Source organism: Olivibacter sp. SA151 (assembly GCF_054130995.1).
Genome location: NZ_CP096391.1, coordinates 2,467,169 through 2,487,197 on the forward strand (window position 1 = coordinate 2,467,169; position 20,029 = coordinate 2,487,197).

The 20,029-nt window shown below is 41.4% G+C and carries 10 protein-coding genes; 9 read left to right on the forward strand and 1 reads right to left on the reverse strand.

Annotated elements, in window-relative coordinates; all coding sequences use genetic code 11:
- The first annotated feature begins 351 nt into the window (after positions 1–351).
- Positions 352–2,235, forward strand: coding sequence for a sensor histidine kinase (locus M1D52_RS10135; RefSeq protein ID WP_437363582.1), 1,884 nt, complete (start codon positions 352–354; stop codon positions 2,233–2,235).
- 12 nt (positions 2,236–2,247) lie between these two features.
- On the opposite strand, the gene M1D52_RS10140 is transcribed toward M1D52_RS10135, so the two are convergent.
- The gene (locus tag M1D52_RS10140; RefSeq protein ID WP_437392485.1) at positions 2,248–6,378 is read right to left on the reverse strand and encodes a hybrid sensor histidine kinase/response regulator; all 4,131 of its coding nucleotides are present in this window, start codon (positions 6,376–6,378) and stop codon (positions 2,248–2,250) included.
- A gap of 291 nt (positions 6,379–6,669) precedes the next feature.
- On the opposite strand from M1D52_RS10140, the gene M1D52_RS10145 reads away from it, so the two are divergent.
- The 8 genes from M1D52_RS10145 (at position 6,670) to M1D52_RS10180 (ending at position 20,029) form a co-directional block, all read left to right on the forward strand.
- Positions 6,670–7,542 carry an AraC family transcriptional regulator gene (locus tag M1D52_RS10145; RefSeq protein ID WP_289551733.1) on the forward strand — a complete coding sequence of 291 codons (873 nt, stop codon included), beginning with the start codon at positions 6,670–6,672 and terminating at the stop codon, positions 7,540–7,542.
- A gap of 253 nt (positions 7,543–7,795) precedes the next feature.
- A complete protein-coding gene (locus M1D52_RS10150) occupies positions 7,796–11,080 on the forward strand; it encodes a SusC/RagA family TonB-linked outer membrane protein (RefSeq protein WP_437392486.1) in 3,285 nt (1,094 codons plus the stop codon).
- 20 nt (positions 11,081–11,100) lie between these two features.
- On the forward strand, positions 11,101–12,834 hold the full coding sequence (locus M1D52_RS10155) for a RagB/SusD family nutrient uptake outer membrane protein (protein WP_289551731.1): 1,734 nt from the start codon (positions 11,101–11,103) through the stop codon (positions 12,832–12,834).
- Positions 12,835–12,939: 105 nt separating this feature from the next.
- On the forward strand, positions 12,940–14,133 hold the full coding sequence (locus M1D52_RS10160) for a glycoside hydrolase family 88 protein (RefSeq protein WP_289551730.1): 1,194 nt from the start codon (positions 12,940–12,942) through the stop codon (positions 14,131–14,133).
- A gap of 9 nt (positions 14,134–14,142) precedes the next feature.
- Entirely contained in the window at positions 14,143–15,063 is a 921-nt protein-coding gene (locus tag M1D52_RS10165; RefSeq protein WP_437363573.1) for an ROK family protein, read from the forward strand.
- Between the two features lie 6 nt (positions 15,064–15,069).
- Positions 15,070–16,386, forward strand: a complete 1,317-nt coding sequence (locus M1D52_RS10170; protein ID WP_437392487.1) for a sugar porter family MFS transporter — start codon at positions 15,070–15,072, stop codon at positions 16,384–16,386.
- A 195-nt stretch (positions 16,387–16,581) separates the two neighbouring features.
- Positions 16,582–18,573, forward strand: coding sequence for a glycoside hydrolase family 97 protein (locus M1D52_RS10175; RefSeq protein ID WP_437392488.1), 1,992 nt, complete (start codon positions 16,582–16,584; stop codon positions 18,571–18,573).
- Positions 18,574–18,583: 10 nt separating this feature from the next.
- The gene (locus tag M1D52_RS10180; protein ID WP_437392489.1) at positions 18,584–20,029 is read left to right on the forward strand and encodes a glycosyl hydrolase family 28 protein; all 1,446 of its coding nucleotides are present in this window, start codon (positions 18,584–18,586) and stop codon (positions 20,027–20,029) included.

Below are 20,029 nucleotides of genomic sequence, written 5' to 3' on the forward strand. Positions count from 1 at the left end.
TGTTTTAACATCTTTAGCTTTGGGCGACCGCATCAGGATACTAAGGATGAATCAGCGGAGAACCCTGCAGGACGTGGCGGATGGCTCAGGACTTTCCAAAAGCATGATCTAAAAATTGAAAATAACAAGGCTATTCCTTCATCTCTATGTTAAAGGCGAATCCACCAACGGGAGTTTACTTTAAGGAAATTCCATTTTCGGTAAATTTTAAATATTTTTAACGATTGTAATCGATTTTAATTTGCCGATATGCTTCGCAACCTGTTTTGTTTAATCTTTTTTCTAAACTACCTAACTGTATGTCTGGCACAAGTGCCACTTGATCATAGTAAATATAGGGACAGTTTAAATATGGTTTTGAAAGGCACCGCGTCTGATAGTGTTAAAGCACGAACAAGTTTTCTTTTAGCTGAATATTGGTCCGCTAAGGATACAATCAAAGCAAAGCGATACCTTGAACAAGGAACGCAATTGAGCCGTAACTACCCTTATCTACAGGGAATACGTTATTATTTTGAAGGTTCTTTTGAAGAAGAAAGGAAAAAAAGTGAGGACATTTATTTAAAAGCAGACGACGCTTTACGCAAATATACAGGTCGGGATGTTTATTTATTTCGATCAAAAATTTGGCGGAAGATCGGTTTGTGGAAACAATTGGATGATGACGAAAAGGCTTTCACCGATATTTTAGTAAATAAAGCCATTCCGTTTGCCCAAAAGTCCGGCGACTATTCGCTGGTTGGTGATAATTACCTGGCAATGGGGATTGTTTTCAAAAATAAACGGCAACTGGAGAAATCTGAAAAATACTGCTTGAAGGCGATTGAGACATTAAAGGATGCACACGCTGAGCCCGGATTATTGGCGAAAGCCTACGTTACTAATGCTGAAAATTATGTTTTTCTGGAAAAGTACCCGAAGGCAAAAGCGATGCTGGATAGCGCACGTGTTTTACTCGCTCCTTTTCCCGAGTCTGAACATTTTCTGCGCTATTATATGATAGAAGGAATGTACTTTACCGTAGTTAGAGCCCCTGTTAAAGCGCTGAAAAGTTTGGATAAAGGAATCGGATTAGCAAAAAAGCTAAACATGACCTATGACGAGCAGAGTTTGGTGTTCCAAAAATTTTATGTCTACTATGAAAACGGAGACTATCAACGAGCAAAAGAAGTACTTCATCAGCTATTAAATCGAAAGGAATTGATGTCACTTGCCGTAAATAGATTGCAAATTTATGAAGGATTGGCGGAAACGAATGTAAGGTTGAAAGATATGTCTTCTGCTTATAACTGGTTAAAGCAATATAGTGTTTTGAGTGATAGTTTGAATGCGAGTAAACTGAAAAATGATATACACGAACTGGAAGTCAAGTTTAGAAATGCAGAGAACGAAAAGAAAATCAGCGAATTGAAAGCGGAGAATGATCGAACTGTACTGGAAGCCCGTAACAATCGTCTCTTTAACTGGCTATTAGGAGCTTTAAGTCTGGTATTATTGTTAGCTTCCTTTTTCTCGTTATGGTATTACCGGAATAATAAAAAGTTGTCGGAACAAAAGGAACTAAATTATCGACAGCAATTAAAGGAAGCCGAACAACAACGACAGCTTGAGTATAGTTCGGCATTGCTGGAAGGAGAGGAAAAAGAACGCCGACGCCTCGCAAGAGATCTGCATGATGGTTTAGGCGGCTTGCTTGCCAATGTAAAGATCAATCTTTCGGGTTTGGAGGCGAGAGCTGAAACCAATGTAATTGTAGAGGATTTAGGCGGCATCATTAATCAGGTTGATGGTTCACTGACAGAATTGCGCCGTATAGCCCATAATATGATGCCTATGGCGCTTATCAAATTTGGTTTAGAGATCGCGTTGGAAGATCTTTGTGATTTCTTTAGAAACGAGGTAACCTACATAAGTTTTCAGGCATTTGCTATACAAAAGGATATACCTGAACAGGTACAAGTGAGTATTTACAGGATAATACAAGAGTTGTTGACAAATGCTGTACGTCATGGAAGGGCTAGCCAAATTGTGTTGCAATGTAGTCAAAATGAAAATCGCTTTTTCATTACCATGGAAGATAATGGCAGGGGTTTCGATAAAAGTATATTGAAAACTAAGAAAGGTATCGGCCTGAACAATATGGAGAGTAGAGTGTCCTTTTTGAAAGGAAATCTAGAGATTGATTCAGCAATAAACGAGGGAACTACCGTGAATATAGAATTATCTATACGCTAATTAGCGACCTCGTTATTCTTTTTTCTGAACTTTAAAATGCTTAGCAAAGGTTACCCTGTGTTTTCTAATAAATTCCGACGGACTCGATCGAAATAGTTTGGTGAATTGCTTACTGAAATATTTGGGATCATTAAAGCCCGTTCTGAAAGCCGCTTCTGTAACGTTACAATCCGTGTCGATAAGTAATTGAGCCGCTTTACGTAACCGGATAAAGCGGATAAAGGCGCTGACCGACTGCCCCGAAATGGATTTTACTCTTTTGTATAGATTAGAATGACTCATGCCAATCTCAGCGGCAAGCGCCTGTATGCCGAAGTCGGTGTCGGTTAAATGTTGTTCCACGATTTCTATGCAACGATCCAGAAATTTCTTGTATTCCTCTGATATCACTACAGTGTTAAATTGCAGCGTTATTTCATTATAAAAATAATTTTGTAAATAGTTTCGGTTTTGCAAGAGGTTGGCCACACGAGCAACTAAATAATCTGTTTCGAATGGTTTAGTAAGAAAATCGTCAGCCCCACTGTCAAGGCTTTTTAATTGGACATCCTTGCCTGTATTGGCGGTTAATAGAATTACGGGGATATTGGAAAAGGTTGTGTCATTTTTTAGCTGTTGACAAAAGCTAATGCCATCCAGTTCACCCATCTTATAATCTGTAATAATAAGATCGGGCAGCTTCCTCCGAACCATTGCCAAACCCTCCTCGCCATCTTCGGCTTCATAAACTGTGTAAATTGACTTAAAGATATTTTTGATATAGTTGCGAATATCCACATCGTCATCAACCACCAGCAAACTTCTTTTATCACTGATGAATTCTTGGTTTAAATTCGTTGTATTCAAATCTAACTCCACTGCTTCCGAAGAGTTTGATATGAGCGAATGATCCGGAAGCGAGGAAGCGGAATGGACTGCGATAGGAGGGGCTTCAAAGGGCTGCCTATCCTGTTTCACAAGTACCACCTTGAATGTGGTACCATTACCAAGTGCACTCTGATAAGTCAAGCTTCCTCGATGCAATTCGACAAATTGTTTAGCAAGATAAAGCCCGATTCCAAAGCCTAATTTACCGGTTTTATTTCCGTAATCGGTTTGGTAAAATCGTTCAAATAGTTTATCTCCTTCCTGAGCTGAAATGCCGCATCCTGTATCAGACACTTCAATTATCAGTTCCTGTACCATCTCAACAACATTTAGCCTGACTCGACCCCCAACGGAGGTATATTTTAAAGCGTTTGAAATAAGGTTGAAGAATACCATTTCAAGCTTGTCCCGATCGCCTACGAGATACAGTTCCTTATTCGGGCAGAAAAAATCATAAACAATGTGTTTGGTCTGCGCTTGCTGTATAAAATAGAGGTATACTTCTTCACATAAGTCATGGAAATTGAAGTAAGAGTTGTTTAATTGCTCATAACCCGCTTCCACTTTCCTGAAAAGAAGGAGCTGATCAACCAAATTTAACATACGACGCGCACTTCGGTACATAATATCCAATTCGTTGCGCACCTCCTTTTCGCTGATCCGATTCAACAATTCTTTAATCGGATTGATAATTAGTGTGAGCGGGGTACGGAACTCATGAGAGATGTTGGTGAAAAAGGAGATGCGTTTTTCATTCAGTTCTTTCTCTTTTTCATTGATCAAGCGTTCTTGTTCAAAAGCGATCAAATCCTTTTCGTGCCGTACCACTTCTGCATCGTATTCAGCCTTTTTACGCAATGCGTCCAGCTTTGATACTTTTACTTCATATTGCAAACGCGTCTGCCTGGTTCGGTACAAGAGATATCCGGATAGCAGCGCAGCTGCGGTTACTGCATACAACAAATAGGCCCACCAGCTTCGATACCAAGGTGGAAGTATGGTAATTGCCAGACGTGTATTACTATCCATCCAAATGCCCTCGCTGTTTGTGCAACGTATATGTAAGACGTAAGAGCCTTCTGCCATTCGATTGTAATTAATGATCCGGTTATTACCGGCATAATTCCAGGTTTTATCCCAACCTTCCATATAATATGCATACTGTATCTTATCCGGTGCTGAATATTCCAAGGCGGCAAATTGGAAGCTTAACGCAGCTTGGTTATAAGGCAAAACAATAGGCGTATTCATGAAGGGGAACACTTTTCCATCCACCGCCACTTGCGTGAAGTGAAGTGCCGGGCTTGTTTGAGCAGTTGTTATTTCAGCTGGCATAAATAGATTGAAGCCCTTTATGCCGCCAAAGACAAAGGCTCCGGAGGCTAAACGGTCAGCCGCGCACAATTGGAATTGATTGCTTTGGAGCCCATCGCTTTGATAATAGTAAAGAAACTGCTCTCGCTTTGGATCAAATTTCATTAAGCCATTATACGTGCTCATCCATAAGTTACTTTGCTCGTCCTCTAAAATGGAAAGCACCGCGTTGTTGCTGAGCCCGTTTTCTGTGGTATACCGTTTAGTAATTTGGAAGCGCTCCCGATCGAAAAGGAAGAGTCCTCCACCTTCGGTACCAACCCAAAAATGACCACCCCTATCCTCGTAAATGCTGGTAACCGTGTAATGAATAGGGAAAAACCGATGATTTTTTGCTGCGGTGTCGATTTTTACTAATTCGGTAAGGTTTCCACCCCATAGTGTGCCTTGTCTGTCTTCTGTAAAGGAAAAAAAATCGCTCAAGCGATCATCGAACAGTTGAAAGTTATCAGATTGATAATTAAATCTATATAGGCCTCCTATAAGTGTTCCCTGCCTTAAAGTGGTTGCCCAAAAGTTACCGTGCCTGTCCTTATAAAGACGTCGAATAACTTTATTCTCAATACCTGTACTCGGATTGATACAACGAAATCGTTCAAAAGTACCTTTTGCCGAATGGTATCGGTTGATTCCGGCATTGAAAGTGCCTATCCAAACGGCGTTTTCATTGTCTTGGAGTATGGAAGTGACAGAATTACTAGATAAAGAGGTGGCTTTGTTTTCGTCATGAAGAAAATGATGGTAAAAGCCTTTGTTCGGATGCCATATGTACAATCCATCATTTTCAGTGCCGACATACAGATTATGATCGCCATCTTCCATAAATGAAGAGATCGCTAACTGACTGGATTTAGTTGTTCCGAGTTGCCCCGGTGTGAGGGTACGGAATTTTTTTTTGTTAGGGTCCACAATGAGCACACCACTAATGGATGTTCCAATCCAAACTCGAGCATCATAGTCGACATAAATGGAGTAGATGTAACCATAGCTTGACAAATTCTTTTGATCAGATGATAAAAAGGCTTGAGCCTCTTTTTGTTTAGCATGATATATAAAAATACCAGCTTCGGCTGTTCCGATCCAGAGTTCATCAGCCGTGCGCCATGTGAGACAGTTGACCGTCAGCACGCCTTGATCAAACTTATCTAAAAATACTTTTTCTAATTTTTGTTGTTTGATATCAAATTTTAACAAACCTCGGTAACTGCCAATGTAGAGATATTGGTCATCGGCTTCCATGCTAACAGCGAGTTTAATTTCCTCGTTGATCAGTTCCAGGCACATCTTGTCGTAACGCAGTACACACAGGCCAATTTTTTGAACAAAAACCCAGACAGTTCCGTTAGGCGCGATGGTAAGGCAGGGGACACCGTAAGTGAGATTTTTTTTACCGTCTATAATTAACGGAATTTGCCTTGCTGTATGACCACTTTGGCAATATAATAATCCCAATCCTTCAGATGCAATCAACATATTACCGACTTTATCTGTTTGTACTGTACGTATTACCTCTTGTAAAGGTTTAGCATGTTGGCCGTGATAAGGGAGGTGATCTACAGGCATAAATGTATTGGTAGTATCATTGTAGATACAAACGCCTTGTCGCGTCGCTGCCCATAAACGATGTTGCCTGTCATTGGTAACCGCTGTTAAAATATTATGAGACAGCGACGAAGAGTTATCCACCTGCTTTCTAAAAACATCAAACGTGTACCCGTTATAACGATTGAGGCCATCTTTGGTGGCAAACCACATAAAACCGCGATGGTCTTGGGTTATGCTCCTTACTTGGTTGTTAGATAAACCGCGTTCAATATCCACATAGCTGATATTTCCTGATTTTTGGGCATAAAGCGTTGTAAAACAATATAATGAATAAAATATTAAAAGTAGCGCTTTCATTAGGTTGCTTATGCGTTTTATTCCATTTTAGGGTTTCCGGCGTTAGAACCATAAAAGTAAAATTTTTTCAATATAAAGACAGAATTATTTCCTTTATGAAGTGATGCCTTTTCACCCCGATTTTTCCTGAACCGATATAGGAGGCTCGAAAGCCAGGAAAATGAATCGAAAATAGCCACCATTTTTACGGATTTGTCCCCCTTTTAACGGGGTAGATAAATCAATTTCGCAAAACAGATCGGCAGATCGCCCTCATCTGAACGCTAACCCGGAAGCTAACCATAGAAAGAAATGAATGCACAGCAAATTATAATACCCAAAAAAGCAACCAGCTCGCTTAACGTACGGAGAGTCATGACACCTAATCTAAATGATCGATGGCATTGCCATGAAGAGTTAGAACTGGTTTGTTTTCATAAAGGTACGGGTACGCTTTTTATAGGGGACCATATTCGTACATTTCTTGCGGGGGATCTTGTGTTGATTGGGTCGAATTTACCCCATCATTGGCGTTACGACCACTCAATCCGTTTGCTAGGTGATAATACACCCTTTACGACGACGCTACATTTTAGACGCGATTTTTTAGGGCAGACTTGGTTGAATTTGCCCGAGGCAAAAGCAATTAAATCACTGCTATTGAAGGCAGAAAGAGGCGTTTTAATTAGTGGATTGGAAACAAAAACGTTATTTGGGAATGTGGAGAGAATATGCGATGCGGACGGTTTTCGGAAAATATTGGATTTATTGGATTGCCTGCGGAAAATGACCGAATGCAAAGGATTAAACACTTTATCATCGAGGGGGTTCCAATATACGGGCAATAAAGTGGAAACTGATCGACTCAATAATATCTACCATTATATCTTAACTAATTTTCAAGAGAACCTAAATTTAGAAAAGGTGGCACAAGTAGCCGATTTGGCACCCAGTTCTTTTTGTAGGTATTTTAAAGTCACTACGGGTAAAACTTATAGTCGCTTTTTGCAGGACGTTCGGATAGGCTATGCATGTAAGTTGTTGTTGAGCGATCAGTTGTCTGTAAAGCAGGTATGCTACAGCAGTGGATTTAGAAATTACACCTCCTTTCATGAGGCCTTTAAAGCTGCCACAGGTATGACGCCTAAAGCCTACCTAGAGAAACATCAGGTTATGGACGTTTAGGGCTTCGCATTACAAATAATATGCAAATGAATTACTAAGGATATTTAACAATCTTCTCAGTTTAATTACCCTGCATACGGATTTTTTAAAAGATATAAGTGTATTAAAGTCAGCTTTTTATCTTGTTTTTAATATGTATTACTATCTACAACTCCTACCGAGTTCTCATTTCCTGAATCGGTTTAGGCTTTATAGTTTTGACGCATTAAGCGAGCATGGACAAGTGTTAAGAGACTAACCAACCAAAAAATATATGAACTATTTAATCGAATTAAAAAAAAGAAAGCATTGGTGTGTATTATTCCTTTTCACATGGTGCTTAACCCAAGCAGTTGCCCAAAATCAGCAAACAATGGGAGCTACCCAAGGAAAATTAGTTGGAAAGGTAATTGACGCCAATACCAATGAGCCGTTACCTGGTGTTTCAGTGAAAATAAAAGGGACGTTGCAAGGTACTGCAACCGACGTAAACGGAAGTTTTAGCTTAAAGGGAGGCGACGGCACTGTTTTGCAAATCTCGTATACCGGTTATATCACAAGAGAAATAGTAGTAAACGCTCATGAAGCTTTAACCATTTCTCTAACAGCTGATCAACAGGCTCTGGATGAAGTGATTGTTGTGGGTTACGGTACACAAAAGCGTACGACACTGACCGGAGCCGTTGGCACAATAGGTAAAGAAACCTTTCAGGATAGAGGACCCATCTCAAATCCTTTAGCGGCTTTGCAAGGTCAGGTAGCAGGTGTAACAGTCACACGGAGTTCGGCCCAACCAGGCCGCGAGAGTTGGAATTTCCAAATGCGAGGCGCTACTTCTATCAATGGTACAGAAGCATTGGTCATCATTGACGGTGTTCCGGTTCCAGGGGTTAGTGCACTTAACTCGTTGAATCCAAATGATATAGAAAATATTTCTTTTTTAAAGGACGCAGCGGCAGCTTCCATTTATGGTGCTCGTGCGGCGGGTGGGGTTGTGTTGATTACCACTAAGCGGGCGTTAGATGGCAAACCCACTATTAACTACAATGGCTCCTTGTCGCTCAAGCGTGTAGGATTGCTTCCTCAACTGGTAGATATAAACGGGTGGGGGCCCATGATCGAAGAGGCGCGTTTATCGGATGGTTTTGGTGCAGAAGATTTATGGATCAACTTAGCGCGAGCATCTATGTATGCAAAGCAAAATGGATTGAACTATCTAACAAGACAGGAATATTTAGATCAAGGATTTACCGGTTTTACCGATGTGCGCGATTTTATGTTTTTTGATGGTACCATGCAGGATATACTTTGGGGCACCGCTAGCAGTCACGAACATCAGTTGAGTATCGGCGGTAAAGGAGAAAAGACAGGATATCGTATTTCTTTGGGGTACTTAAATGATGGAAGTTTATTGCAGTATGGAGACAACAGCAATAAACGTTATAATTTACGCTTATCCCATGATTACCAAATTACGGATAAATTTAAATTGCAAAGCAATCTATCATTGGAACGGAATGATATTGTGCAACCTAGCGGTTTAGGAGGTCTGTTGAATAATGGTATTCAACCAGGTATGCCCACAACCACTATTAATGGCAAACCGTATATCTGGGGTTCGGGCATTGGCAATGTGGCGGTTAATAATATTGCACAATACGGGGGAGAGAATAAAGAGTTCCATACGCGGATTAATACCAATTTCAATTTGTCTTATCAATTGAACGAACATTTAAGTGCAAATGCGGCCGTCGGTTATTATTTCTACAATCGCGATAATCGAGTACAGGAAAATCTGGTAGGTTATTATGACTACCTCGAAACGGCTCCGCCCATTTATTTGACGTCCACCGGAGCTAACCAAAATTTTTATCAAAGAGGGGCACGTCGCGAAAATTACTATACAGGAAATATCTATTTGCAATATCAAAAGGTATTCGGTACGGATCACGATTTTAAATTGATGGCTGGAACGCAATACGAAAGGAATGATTTCAATCGCTTCTTGGGGAGAACATTGGATGTACTGGACGGCGTTCCTCCGTCATTAAGTAATAGTTTTGGCGATCCTACGACAAAATCAGTTTCAGAGACCCAAGGGCATAATGCATTAGCCGGCTATTTCAGTCGCGTGAACTATAATTATAAAGGACGTTATTTATTGGAAGTGAATGGTCGCTATGACGGTTCCTCCAGATTCCGAGCGCAAGACCGATGGAAATTATTCGGCGGTATTTCAGGTGGTTGGCGTTTGAAAGAAGAGGCATTTTTGAAAGATGTTGAATTGGTGAGCGATCTAAAGCTTCGCGCTTCTTGGGGCACTGTTGGTAACCAAAGTGGTATTGGTTTATATGATTATTATGAATATTTGCGATTAGACTATTCGACTGGCCCGGCGTCGAGCGGCTTCCCTATACTAGGTAACAGTCCCGCCGTTCGGGTGTCGCCTCAAAATTTGGTGGCCTTTGACCGAACTTGGGAGGAATTGCAAACAACTAATATAGGGCTCGACTTTGCTTTCGCCAATAATCGATTGACGGGTAGTGTTGATTATTTCGTCAAACGGAATAAGAATATGCTCTTGGCGCGTACCTTTCCGGCAGTGTTGGGTGCAACGGCTCCTCAAGGAAATAATGGTGAACTGAAAACAAAAGGTTGGGAGTTAAGTCTTAATTGGCGCGATAAAATAGGAAATGTAAACTACCATATCGGTGGTAATATTTCAGATGCCAAAAATGAGCTTGTCAATTTTGGTGGACAAACATTGATTCAATCAAGTAACCAGGGTTTTAATAGCAGCGTAGAAGGGTATCCTATCAACTCTTACTTTGGATTAGTGTACGACGGTCGTATTCAAACGCAAGAACAATTGGAGGCTTATATCGCTGCTTATAAAAACGGCTCCAACGTGATTCCACAAGGTACGGGTAGAAATAACGGACTGCAGTTGGGCGATAATATGTTTAAAGACGTGAATGGAGACGGTAAGATCACATTTCCTGACGACGCGGTCTTTTTAGGGACGGATGATCCCCGTTATTCTTTTGCCATAAACGGGGGCTTCGATTGGAAAGGTTTTGATATGAGCTTTATCTTTCAAGGGGTAGGCAAGCGGGCGATTCTTAGAACCGGTAACTGGCGTATTCCAGGCGCAGTTGTCTACCAAGCACAGAATGAGGCTTTTTACAATAAATGGTGGACCCCCGAGCGTACTGATGCAGAATATCCTCGTATATCTACAACCGGAAACATTAATAATTACAATTATTTTCCGTCAGACTTTGTGCGCGAGAACGGCGCATATTTACGCCTGAAAAATTTAGTGATTGGATATACTATTCCGCAAATCATAACGAGAAAAATTGGTATTGAACGTTTGCGGGTTTATTTCTCGGGAAATGATCTTTGGGAGATTAGCAAAATCCGTGATGGATGGGACCCGGAAGCACCGCGAACGGTTAATACAGAGGGAGATAGTGATAACAACAATGTACATACCGTTAGTCAACGTTTCCCTTTCTATCGTTTCTATACTTTCGGAGTAAACCTAACGCTTTAACCAATCAAATGCACAATATTATGAGAACCTTTTATAAAAATATCATCTGCTTTTCTTGGCTTGCTGCCGGACTGGCCTTGACGGGATGTAATAAAATGCTCGATCTGAAACCAACGAATGAAATTTCAGATGTGGATTATTGGAAAACGGCCGATCAGTTCGAACTGGCCGCCAATGAGTTTTACACCTATTTACGTACGTTTAATCAAATCGGCACGGTTGATGCACCACATGCAGAAATTAGGGGGGACTTAATCGCGGCAAATGACAGGAACCCCTATAGTAATGGTACGAACACCAACACAACGAGCGATAATAATTACTCGGATGCCTTTAAACGTATCAGAGCCATTAATTATTTTTTGGATAAAGCTTCAACTTATGCAAATACGGATGAAATTGCTGTTTATATTGCGGAAGCTAAGTTTTTTAGGGCCTATGTGTATTTTGATCTGCTGCAGATGTATGGTCAAGTCCAATTGTTTGATAAACCACTGGCGGTCGATTCGCCGGCGTTGCAGGGAACACAGAACAGTCGTGAAGAGGTTGTTGATTTTATCATTCATGATCTGGATGAAGCTATTCTCTTGCTTCCGTTTGAAAAAGAAATTGGAGTTAATGGAAAGGGGCGAGTGAGTAAAGGCGCTGCGCAAGCCTTTTTAGGTCGGGTGGCTCTATATGAGGGAACTTGGCAAAAATTTAGGAACGGTGACCCGGTTAGGTACAACGCCTTATTGGATAAGGCCATTCAAAATGCTAACGCAGTCATAGAGAGTGGACAATATCAGTTGTTTGCTCCCCAGGCGCTTGGAGATTCTGCTCAAAAATATTTGTTTATATTGGAGAACCAGCAGGCTAATCCGGCTAATCTGAATAAATCAGCTAATCAGGAGTACATACTTTCTAATCGTTATGATTCGGAACTTCGACAGATCCGGTATAATGTGACGCATAGCTATTTAGGCATGCAGATTACCAAGAAGTTTGCTGATATGTTTTTAATGGCAAATGGATTACCGATCAATCAAGCAGGCGCCGGTTTTGCCGGTTACAGCACAGCCCGTTCTGAATACACAAATAGGGATAATCGTATGCGCTATACGATGATGATTGATGGTAACTATTATTGGGATAACGAGGCCCCATCAAGTAGGGTCAATTGGTTAAGCGACGCCGTGGACCAGGCTAATTCAAGAGGACGTCATAATGGGGCGATGGGAACAGGCTATGCTAATCAGAAATGGGCGGCGGAGCGAAGGGTGGATGATAATGCCGAAGGATACGACTATCCGGTAATTCGTTACGCAGAGGTCCTATTAAATTATGCAGAGGCAGTTTATGAAAGAAACGAAGCTATATCCGACGCCGACCTAAATAAGAGTTTAAACCTGGTTAGACAACGAGTCAATAAGAGTATGCCTAAATTGAGTAATGGATTTGTAGGGAATTATGGGTTAGATATGCGGACGGAAATTAGGCGGGAGCGTACGGTCGAATTGTTTATGGAAGGCTTTCGGGTAGACGATTTGAAACGCTGGAAAACCGCCGAGATAGAAATGCCTCAACCATTACAGGGAATTACATGGTCTGGAACGGAATGGGAGACTAAATACCCAGCTATTGGTAATAGGATTCAGAATGGCGTGTTCACATTGGAAACGGCACGCCAATGGAACGATCGGAATTATTTGTTACCCATTCCCAATCAGGAAATACAGTTGAATCCGAATTTAAAGCAGAATCCGGGATGGTAGGTCTAGTCGTTTAAATAGCTTATAAAGAGTTGGTTTTTTTGTTGATGAATCGTGCTCCCTTCCGTTACAAACAAGGAAGGGGCAATACTTTTAAAATATATGAAGATGCGATTGATATACTGTTGCTTTGTTTTAGGTAGTTTGGGTTTAGCGACTTGCCATCAGAAGGAAGTCCTGTACGATCCGCAACGGGATATTGATTATTGTGTTGCACAGGTAAAAAAGACCCTGGCCGTTTTACCGCTCGATACACCGAATATTCCACGAAATATCACAGATGCTACAGGCAAATGGAAAATGGTGAATTATAAAGATTGGACCAGCGGTTTTTGGCCGGGTATACTTTGGTACAGCTACCAGGCTAGTGGTGATGACTCTTTACGACTGGCTGCTGATCGTTTCTCCCGTGAACTTAGCGCTTTATCGCAGGAACCGGCACTGGATCATGATTTGGGATTTCAGGTATTCAATAGTTTTGGAAATGGTTATCGTCTCACGAAGGATGCCGGCTATAAGAAGATCATATTAGCCGCTGCGGATACATTGGCAACACTTTTCAACCCGAATGTAGGAACTATTTTGTCGTGGCCGAGGTTGGTGCCGCGAATGGAGTGGCCACAGCATAATACCATTATTGATAACATGATCAATCTGGAGCTTCTTTTTTGGGCATCAAAAAATGGTGGAAACAAAAAGTTTTACGATATTGCGGTAAGCCATGCTGAAAAAACCATGAAGAACCATTTTCGTTCTGATTATACTGCCTACCACGCCGTTATTTACGACCGGAATACAGGTAGGCGAATTAAAGGACTTACTCACCAAGGCTATGCTGACGGCTCGATGTGGGCTCGTGGTCAAGCATGGGCTATTTACGGTTATACAATGTGTTACCGTGAAACCGGAAAGTCGGAATTTCTGGATTTCGCCCAAAAAGTAGCGCAGGTGTATTTGGATCGATTACCGGCGGATCAGGTACCGTACTGGGATTTTGACGATCCCACTATTCCAAATGCACCCAAAGACGCTTCGGCCGCTGCTGTAACCGCATCCGCTTTGATTGAATTGTCAGGTTTTGTTAAAAATAGCAAGCGGGCCGATTACTTTTATAAAAAAGCAGTGCAAATGCTCATATCGCTCTCAACGAACTATCAAAGTGGTAATGCGAATACGGCTTTTCTAAAACATGCTACAGGCCACAAGCCAAACAATAGTGAAGTAGATGCTTCTATTAATTATGCGGATTACTATTATTTGGAGGCTTTATTGAGACTTAAAAACATAGAACTTAAAAAATAATTGTAAAAGATGCGAAATAAGCCCTATTCATCTATTGAAAGCATTGTCATCGCTGCTGATATTGGTGGTTCACACATCACGGTTGCGCCCATAGATATTTCTTCCTCGCAAGCTGTTTCGGAAAGAATGTTACGTGCACGCGTGAATAGTAGGGGAACCCGTGAGGATATTTTGAACACTTGGTGCAATGTGCTGGAGATGGCTTTTGCCTCCTTCAATGAACGCCCTGATAAGCTAGCTTTAGCGATGCCAGGCCCATTTGACTATGAAAATGGCATTTCTTATATCCGAGGCTTAGATAAATATGAAAGTTTATATGGTATCAACATAAAAGAAGAATTAGCAAATACATTAAACTTATCTCATAAGCACGTTTTGTTTAGAAACGATGCGGAAGCTTTTCTGCATGGTGAAGTAGCTACCGGTTTAGTAGAGATGAATAATCGTGTTTTAGGCCTTACGTTGGGCACCGGGATGGGTACAGCTTTTAGTTACGCAGGAAAAACAATCGATTTAAACCTAGGAAGCGAATCTTATCAAACCAGCATCGCCGATGACTTTTTCACGACAAGATGGTTTGTAAACCGCTACGAGGAGTTGAGTGGAAATAAGGTTACAAATGTAGAAGCGTTGAGTGAGTTGAGTGGAAAGGATAAAACGGTAGATGTACTATTTGACGAATATGCTAGTCGCTTAACTAACTTCCTTGCGGGGCATATTGTGGATTTAAGGATAGATACCTTAGTTTTCGGAGGGAATATCTCGAAGGCAAATCGCTTGTTCCTTCCTAAATTTTCGGCTATGCTGGCGACGAAGGGCATCACACCCGCTGTTAAATTAGCTCTGCAAGGGGAACAATCGGCCATGATTGGGGCCGCCTTTTTATTCAACGCTGTGCAAGGAACGCATGAACCTAAAATAATTGTATAAAGAAATATGACTTATCCTACACGTATTGCATTGATAGCCGCCTTGGGTGGTTTTCTTTTCGGCTTCGAAACTGCTGTCATCTCGGGGGCAGAAAAGACGATCCAAGAATTTTGGAAACTTGATGCCTTTTGGCTCGGATTTACGGTTGCAGCTAGCTTAATCGGGACAGTTCTAGGTTCGCTGATCATTGGTTCTCCTGCTCAGAAATATGGAAGGAAGAAGGTGCTCATAGGTATTGCATTATTTTACTTGCTTTCAGCCGTCGGGTGTGCGTTAGCGCAACAATGGATTTTATTTGTTCTATTTCGTTTTCTGGGTGGAATTGCGGTTGGCGCATCTTCTGTAGTAGGTCCCATGTATATCGCTGAAATCTCGCCCGCTCGGATTAGGGGCCGTTTAGCCGGCATGTTTCAGCTCAATATTGTTGGTGGAATATTAGTTGCTTATTTAACAAATTACCTGCTATCAGGTACGGGTGAAGAAAATGCTTGGCGTTACATGTTGGGCGTGATGGCTGCTCCTGCTGTGCTATTCTTTATTTTATTGCAATTTATACCAGAAAGCCCAAGATGGTTGGTGCTAAACGGTAAAGATCAAGAAGCTGAGCGGATCTTTATTCGTCTGGGCGAACAAGGCGCCGCTCAACTTATCCGCGAAGAACACCGTTTAGCTGCAGGGGGCACACGCGAAAAATTGTTTAATGGCAAGTACAATAAACCTATTTTTTATGCTATTCTGTTGGCTATGTTTAACCAGCTGTCGGGCATTAATGCGATTTTATATTATGCTCCGCGAATTTTTGAAATGGCGGGTTTTAACAAAGCGGACGCTTTTCAGCAATCGGTATACATTGGACTGGCCAATTTTCTCTTCACCGCCTTGGCAATGACCCTAATCGATCGTTTTGGAAGAAAACGTTTACTGCTGACAGGGGCCGTAGGGATGGTGCTTTTTTTGGCATTAACCGCCGTCTCTTTTAGTAACCCGGCTGTAACAGATAAACATGTTATTATTTATTTAATCGGGTTTATTGCCTTTTTTGCCTTTTCGCAGGGAGCTGTCATATGGGTGTTTATCTCTGAAATTTTTCCTAATTCCGTGCGTTCACAGGGAGGTTCTCTAGGAAGTTTTACGCATTGGATCATGGCCGCCATTATTTCTTGGATATTTCCCATTATTGTGGAAGGTAGCGCTATGGGAGGTTTTTATTCCTTCGTTTTCTACAGCGTCATGATGTTCTTATCCTTTTTATTCATATGGCGTGTTATGCCTGAAACGAAGGGGAAAAGTCTGGAGCAAATCCAAAAGGAGCTGGGGATTTAATTTCTCCTGATCATCCGCTGTTTAATTAAGGTGATCACAAAAATCACTCGCACATGAAAATTTAACAAGCGTCTTTTTATACAATTATAGTGAATTGCTGACCTGTAGGTAATAAAATACAGGTAGGAGTGGATATCTATGGGTTGGCGGTTACGCAGATCGAAAAAATAAAGACACGCAAATATAATCAATACCATGGTTAGGACATTCGTATTTTTTCTTTGCTTTTTATGGTTGCTGCCTGCAAAAAGCGTTTTTGCCCGAGAGGATAAAAGTTGGAAATTAACTTCTCCGAACGGCGCTTATGAGATGCAGATTACACAGAAGGAAATCGCATCCAATAAACGACAATTATACTACCGATTGAATTATAAAGGTAAGGAAGTAGTCACAGAGTCTGAACTGGGCATTCAACTTGAGAATCAACTGTTTGAATCCGCCTTGGGTATCGAAAATGATCCAAGTACGTATTGGTGCGAGAACCTTGAATTTAAAGAAGAGCTTCGGAATACGATAGAAGCTGATTGGAAACCGCTGTATGGAGAGCGGAGCTACATAGAAAATCGCTATCAGGAGCTGATATTGAAATTTACCAAGTTTGATGAGGGAAGCATACTTACGGAAGGCCGGCATGGTACCAGTTATGATAAGCGAAGAAGCTATGAGATGCATCTCATTGTCCGCGCTTATAACGAGGGTGTGGCTTTTAAATATTTCTTTCCCGAGAGTACCAACGGTCTTTTCCTTCATATTGTAGGTGAACAAACTTCCTTTTCCTTCGCTTCGGGAACCAAAGCCTACTATGAGCGATGGGCGCAGGGACCTTACACGTTACAGCCCTTGAAAAATTGGGAGGATGAAGGTGAGCGCCCGCTGACGCTCGAGTTGAAAAATGGTTTATATGTGTCTTTGCTGGAAGCACAAATGATTGATTATGCACGAACTAAGTTTAAGCTGAAGCTTGACGAGGAAAATACCTTGCAAGCATCTATCTATGATAAGGTTGATGCCATTAGCCCATTCGCTACTTCTTGGCGGGTTATTATGGCCGCTGAAAGAGCAGGTGACCTGATTGAACATAATGATTTGTTATTGAACTTGAATGAACCGAACCAAATTAAAAATACTTCCTGGATTAAACCGGGGAAGGTCATTCGTTCAGGTTTGACTACGGTAGAGGCAAAGGCATGTGTAGATTTTGCTGCAGCGCATAATATGCAGTATGTTCATCTAGATGCGGGTTGGTACGGACCGGAAATGAAGGTAGCTTCGGATGCCCGCCGAGTAGCCGAGAACCGTAACTTGAAGATGCAAGAATTGATCAATTATGCAGCAACAAAGAATATCGGAATTATCGTTTACGTTAATCAACGAGCTTTGGCAAATCAACTGGATGAACTTTTTCCACTTTTTCAAAAATGGGGAATTAAGGGGGTGAAATTCGGTTTCGTTCAGGTAGGCTCGAATAGGTGGTCCGACTGGTTGCATAAAGCGGTTAAGAAGGCTGCAGAACATCAGTTATTGGTGGATATCCATGATGAGTATAGGCCGACGGGGGTTAGTAGGACTTACCCCAACCTCATGACGCAGGAGGGAATACGAGGCAATGAAGAGATGCCGGATGCAACGCACAATACCATCCTACCCTTCACCAGATTTCTGGCAGGAGCAGGAGATTACACCATTTGCTATTATAATAATCGAATTAAAACAACTCATGCACATCAACTCGCTTTATCGGTAGTTTATTATAGCCCCTTGCAGTTTTTGTATTGGTACGATAAACCTGCAAATTATCAAGGTGAACCGGAAATTGAGTTTTTCGATCGGGTTAAAACAGTTTGGGATGATACAAGAGTGCTCGATGGTAAAATAGGCGAATATATTGTGACAGCTCGACGTAGTGGATCGGATTGGTTTGTGGGTACTATCACCAATACCGATGCAAGAGCGATTGCTTTTACACTGGATTTTTTGGAAAAAGGAAAACAATATGTAATGCATATCTATACAGACGATGGGCAGGTACAAACTAAAACAAAGGTTGCCGTGAATCGCTTCTTGGTAAAAAGCTCGGAGACCCTTCGATTACAATTAAAAGCAAGCGGTGGAGCCGCTATACGCTTTACACCCGCGAATAAGGAAAATGAAAAGAAATATAAAACACTACCTAAAAAGGTACTTTAAAGATAGGGGTATGGAATTGAATAACAACCGTTGGGCTTTATTACTGTTATTTCCGGTCTTCTTGGCATTCTTCGCGAAGGCGGAGAAGTTACCCTATCAGTTAGTAGTTTACAAGGCCCCTAAGGGGGCCTTACTAAACGATGATTATACCGTTGCTGTTCGATTGATTGGTGAGAAGAAATGGCAACCGATACCTAGCCATTTGATTAAAGTAGATGAGGTACGCAATGCGAAGCATCACATGGAAAGCTCTTCAATGGCTTATTTTGATTTTAAAGGGGAAGTGGAGATTTCTATTACCTTCAATAAAGGTAAGGTAAACAAAGCGCGGGTGAGACCCCTGTCGTATGGAATTGAACCTACCGTGAAAGATAACACCCTTACATTTAAGTTAGGCAGACCGCGCAACTTGTCGGTAGAAGTAAATGGGGATATTTTTCATAACCTACTCTTATTTGCTAATCCAATGGTTGAGAATAAGCCAAATCGCAAGGATCCTAACGTTATTTTCTTCGATGCGGGTATTCATGAGCTGGGCGAGAAAGGTTTTTCGGTGCCTTCCAATAAGACAGTCTATATTGATGGCGGTGCTATTTTAAGAGGCCAGTTGAAAATACATAACGTAGAAAACGTAAACGTAATTGGACGTGGAATGGTAGAGCATACGGTGAAGATGGGCGTCCACATTTCGAGTGCTAAACATATTTTAGTGGAAGGAATATTTACGACACAATGCGCTACCGGAGGCTCGGATAACGTGATCATTCGTAATGTGAAAAGTGTAAGCTATTATGGTTGGGGGGATGGTATGAATGTCTTTGCTAGCAATAATGTATTATTTGATGGGGTATTTTGTCGTAATTCCGACGATTGTACAACGGTATACGCAACACGGAAGGGATTTGAAGGGGGATGCAAAAATATTCGCATGGAAAATTCTACCCTTTGGGCCGATGTGGCGCATCCAGTTTTTATCGGGATACATGGAAATGCCGAAAAGCCGGATACGATCGAAGATGTTTTTTATAAAAACATCGATATTCTAGATCATAAGGAAGCGCAGTTGGACTATCAAGGTTGTTTAGCTATTAATGCGGGCGACAACAACCTGATCCGTAACGTACATTTCGAGAATATCCGTATAGAGGATTTTAGGCAGGGTCAATTGGTGAATTTACGCATATTTTTTAACGAAAAATATTGCAAAGCCCCTGGGCGGGGTATTGAAAATATAGTTTTTAAGGACGTCAGTTACAATGGAAGTGGTGGCGAGCTATCCATGATTTCGGGTTATGATAGTGAGCGGAAAGTAAAGAATGTGGTTTTCCAAAATCTACGTATAAACGGCAGGCTGATCACTGATGACATGTCAGATAAACCGAAATGGTATAAAACAGGCGATATGGCACGGGTTTACATTGGTGAACATGTAGAAAACGTGACTTTTATACCTTAA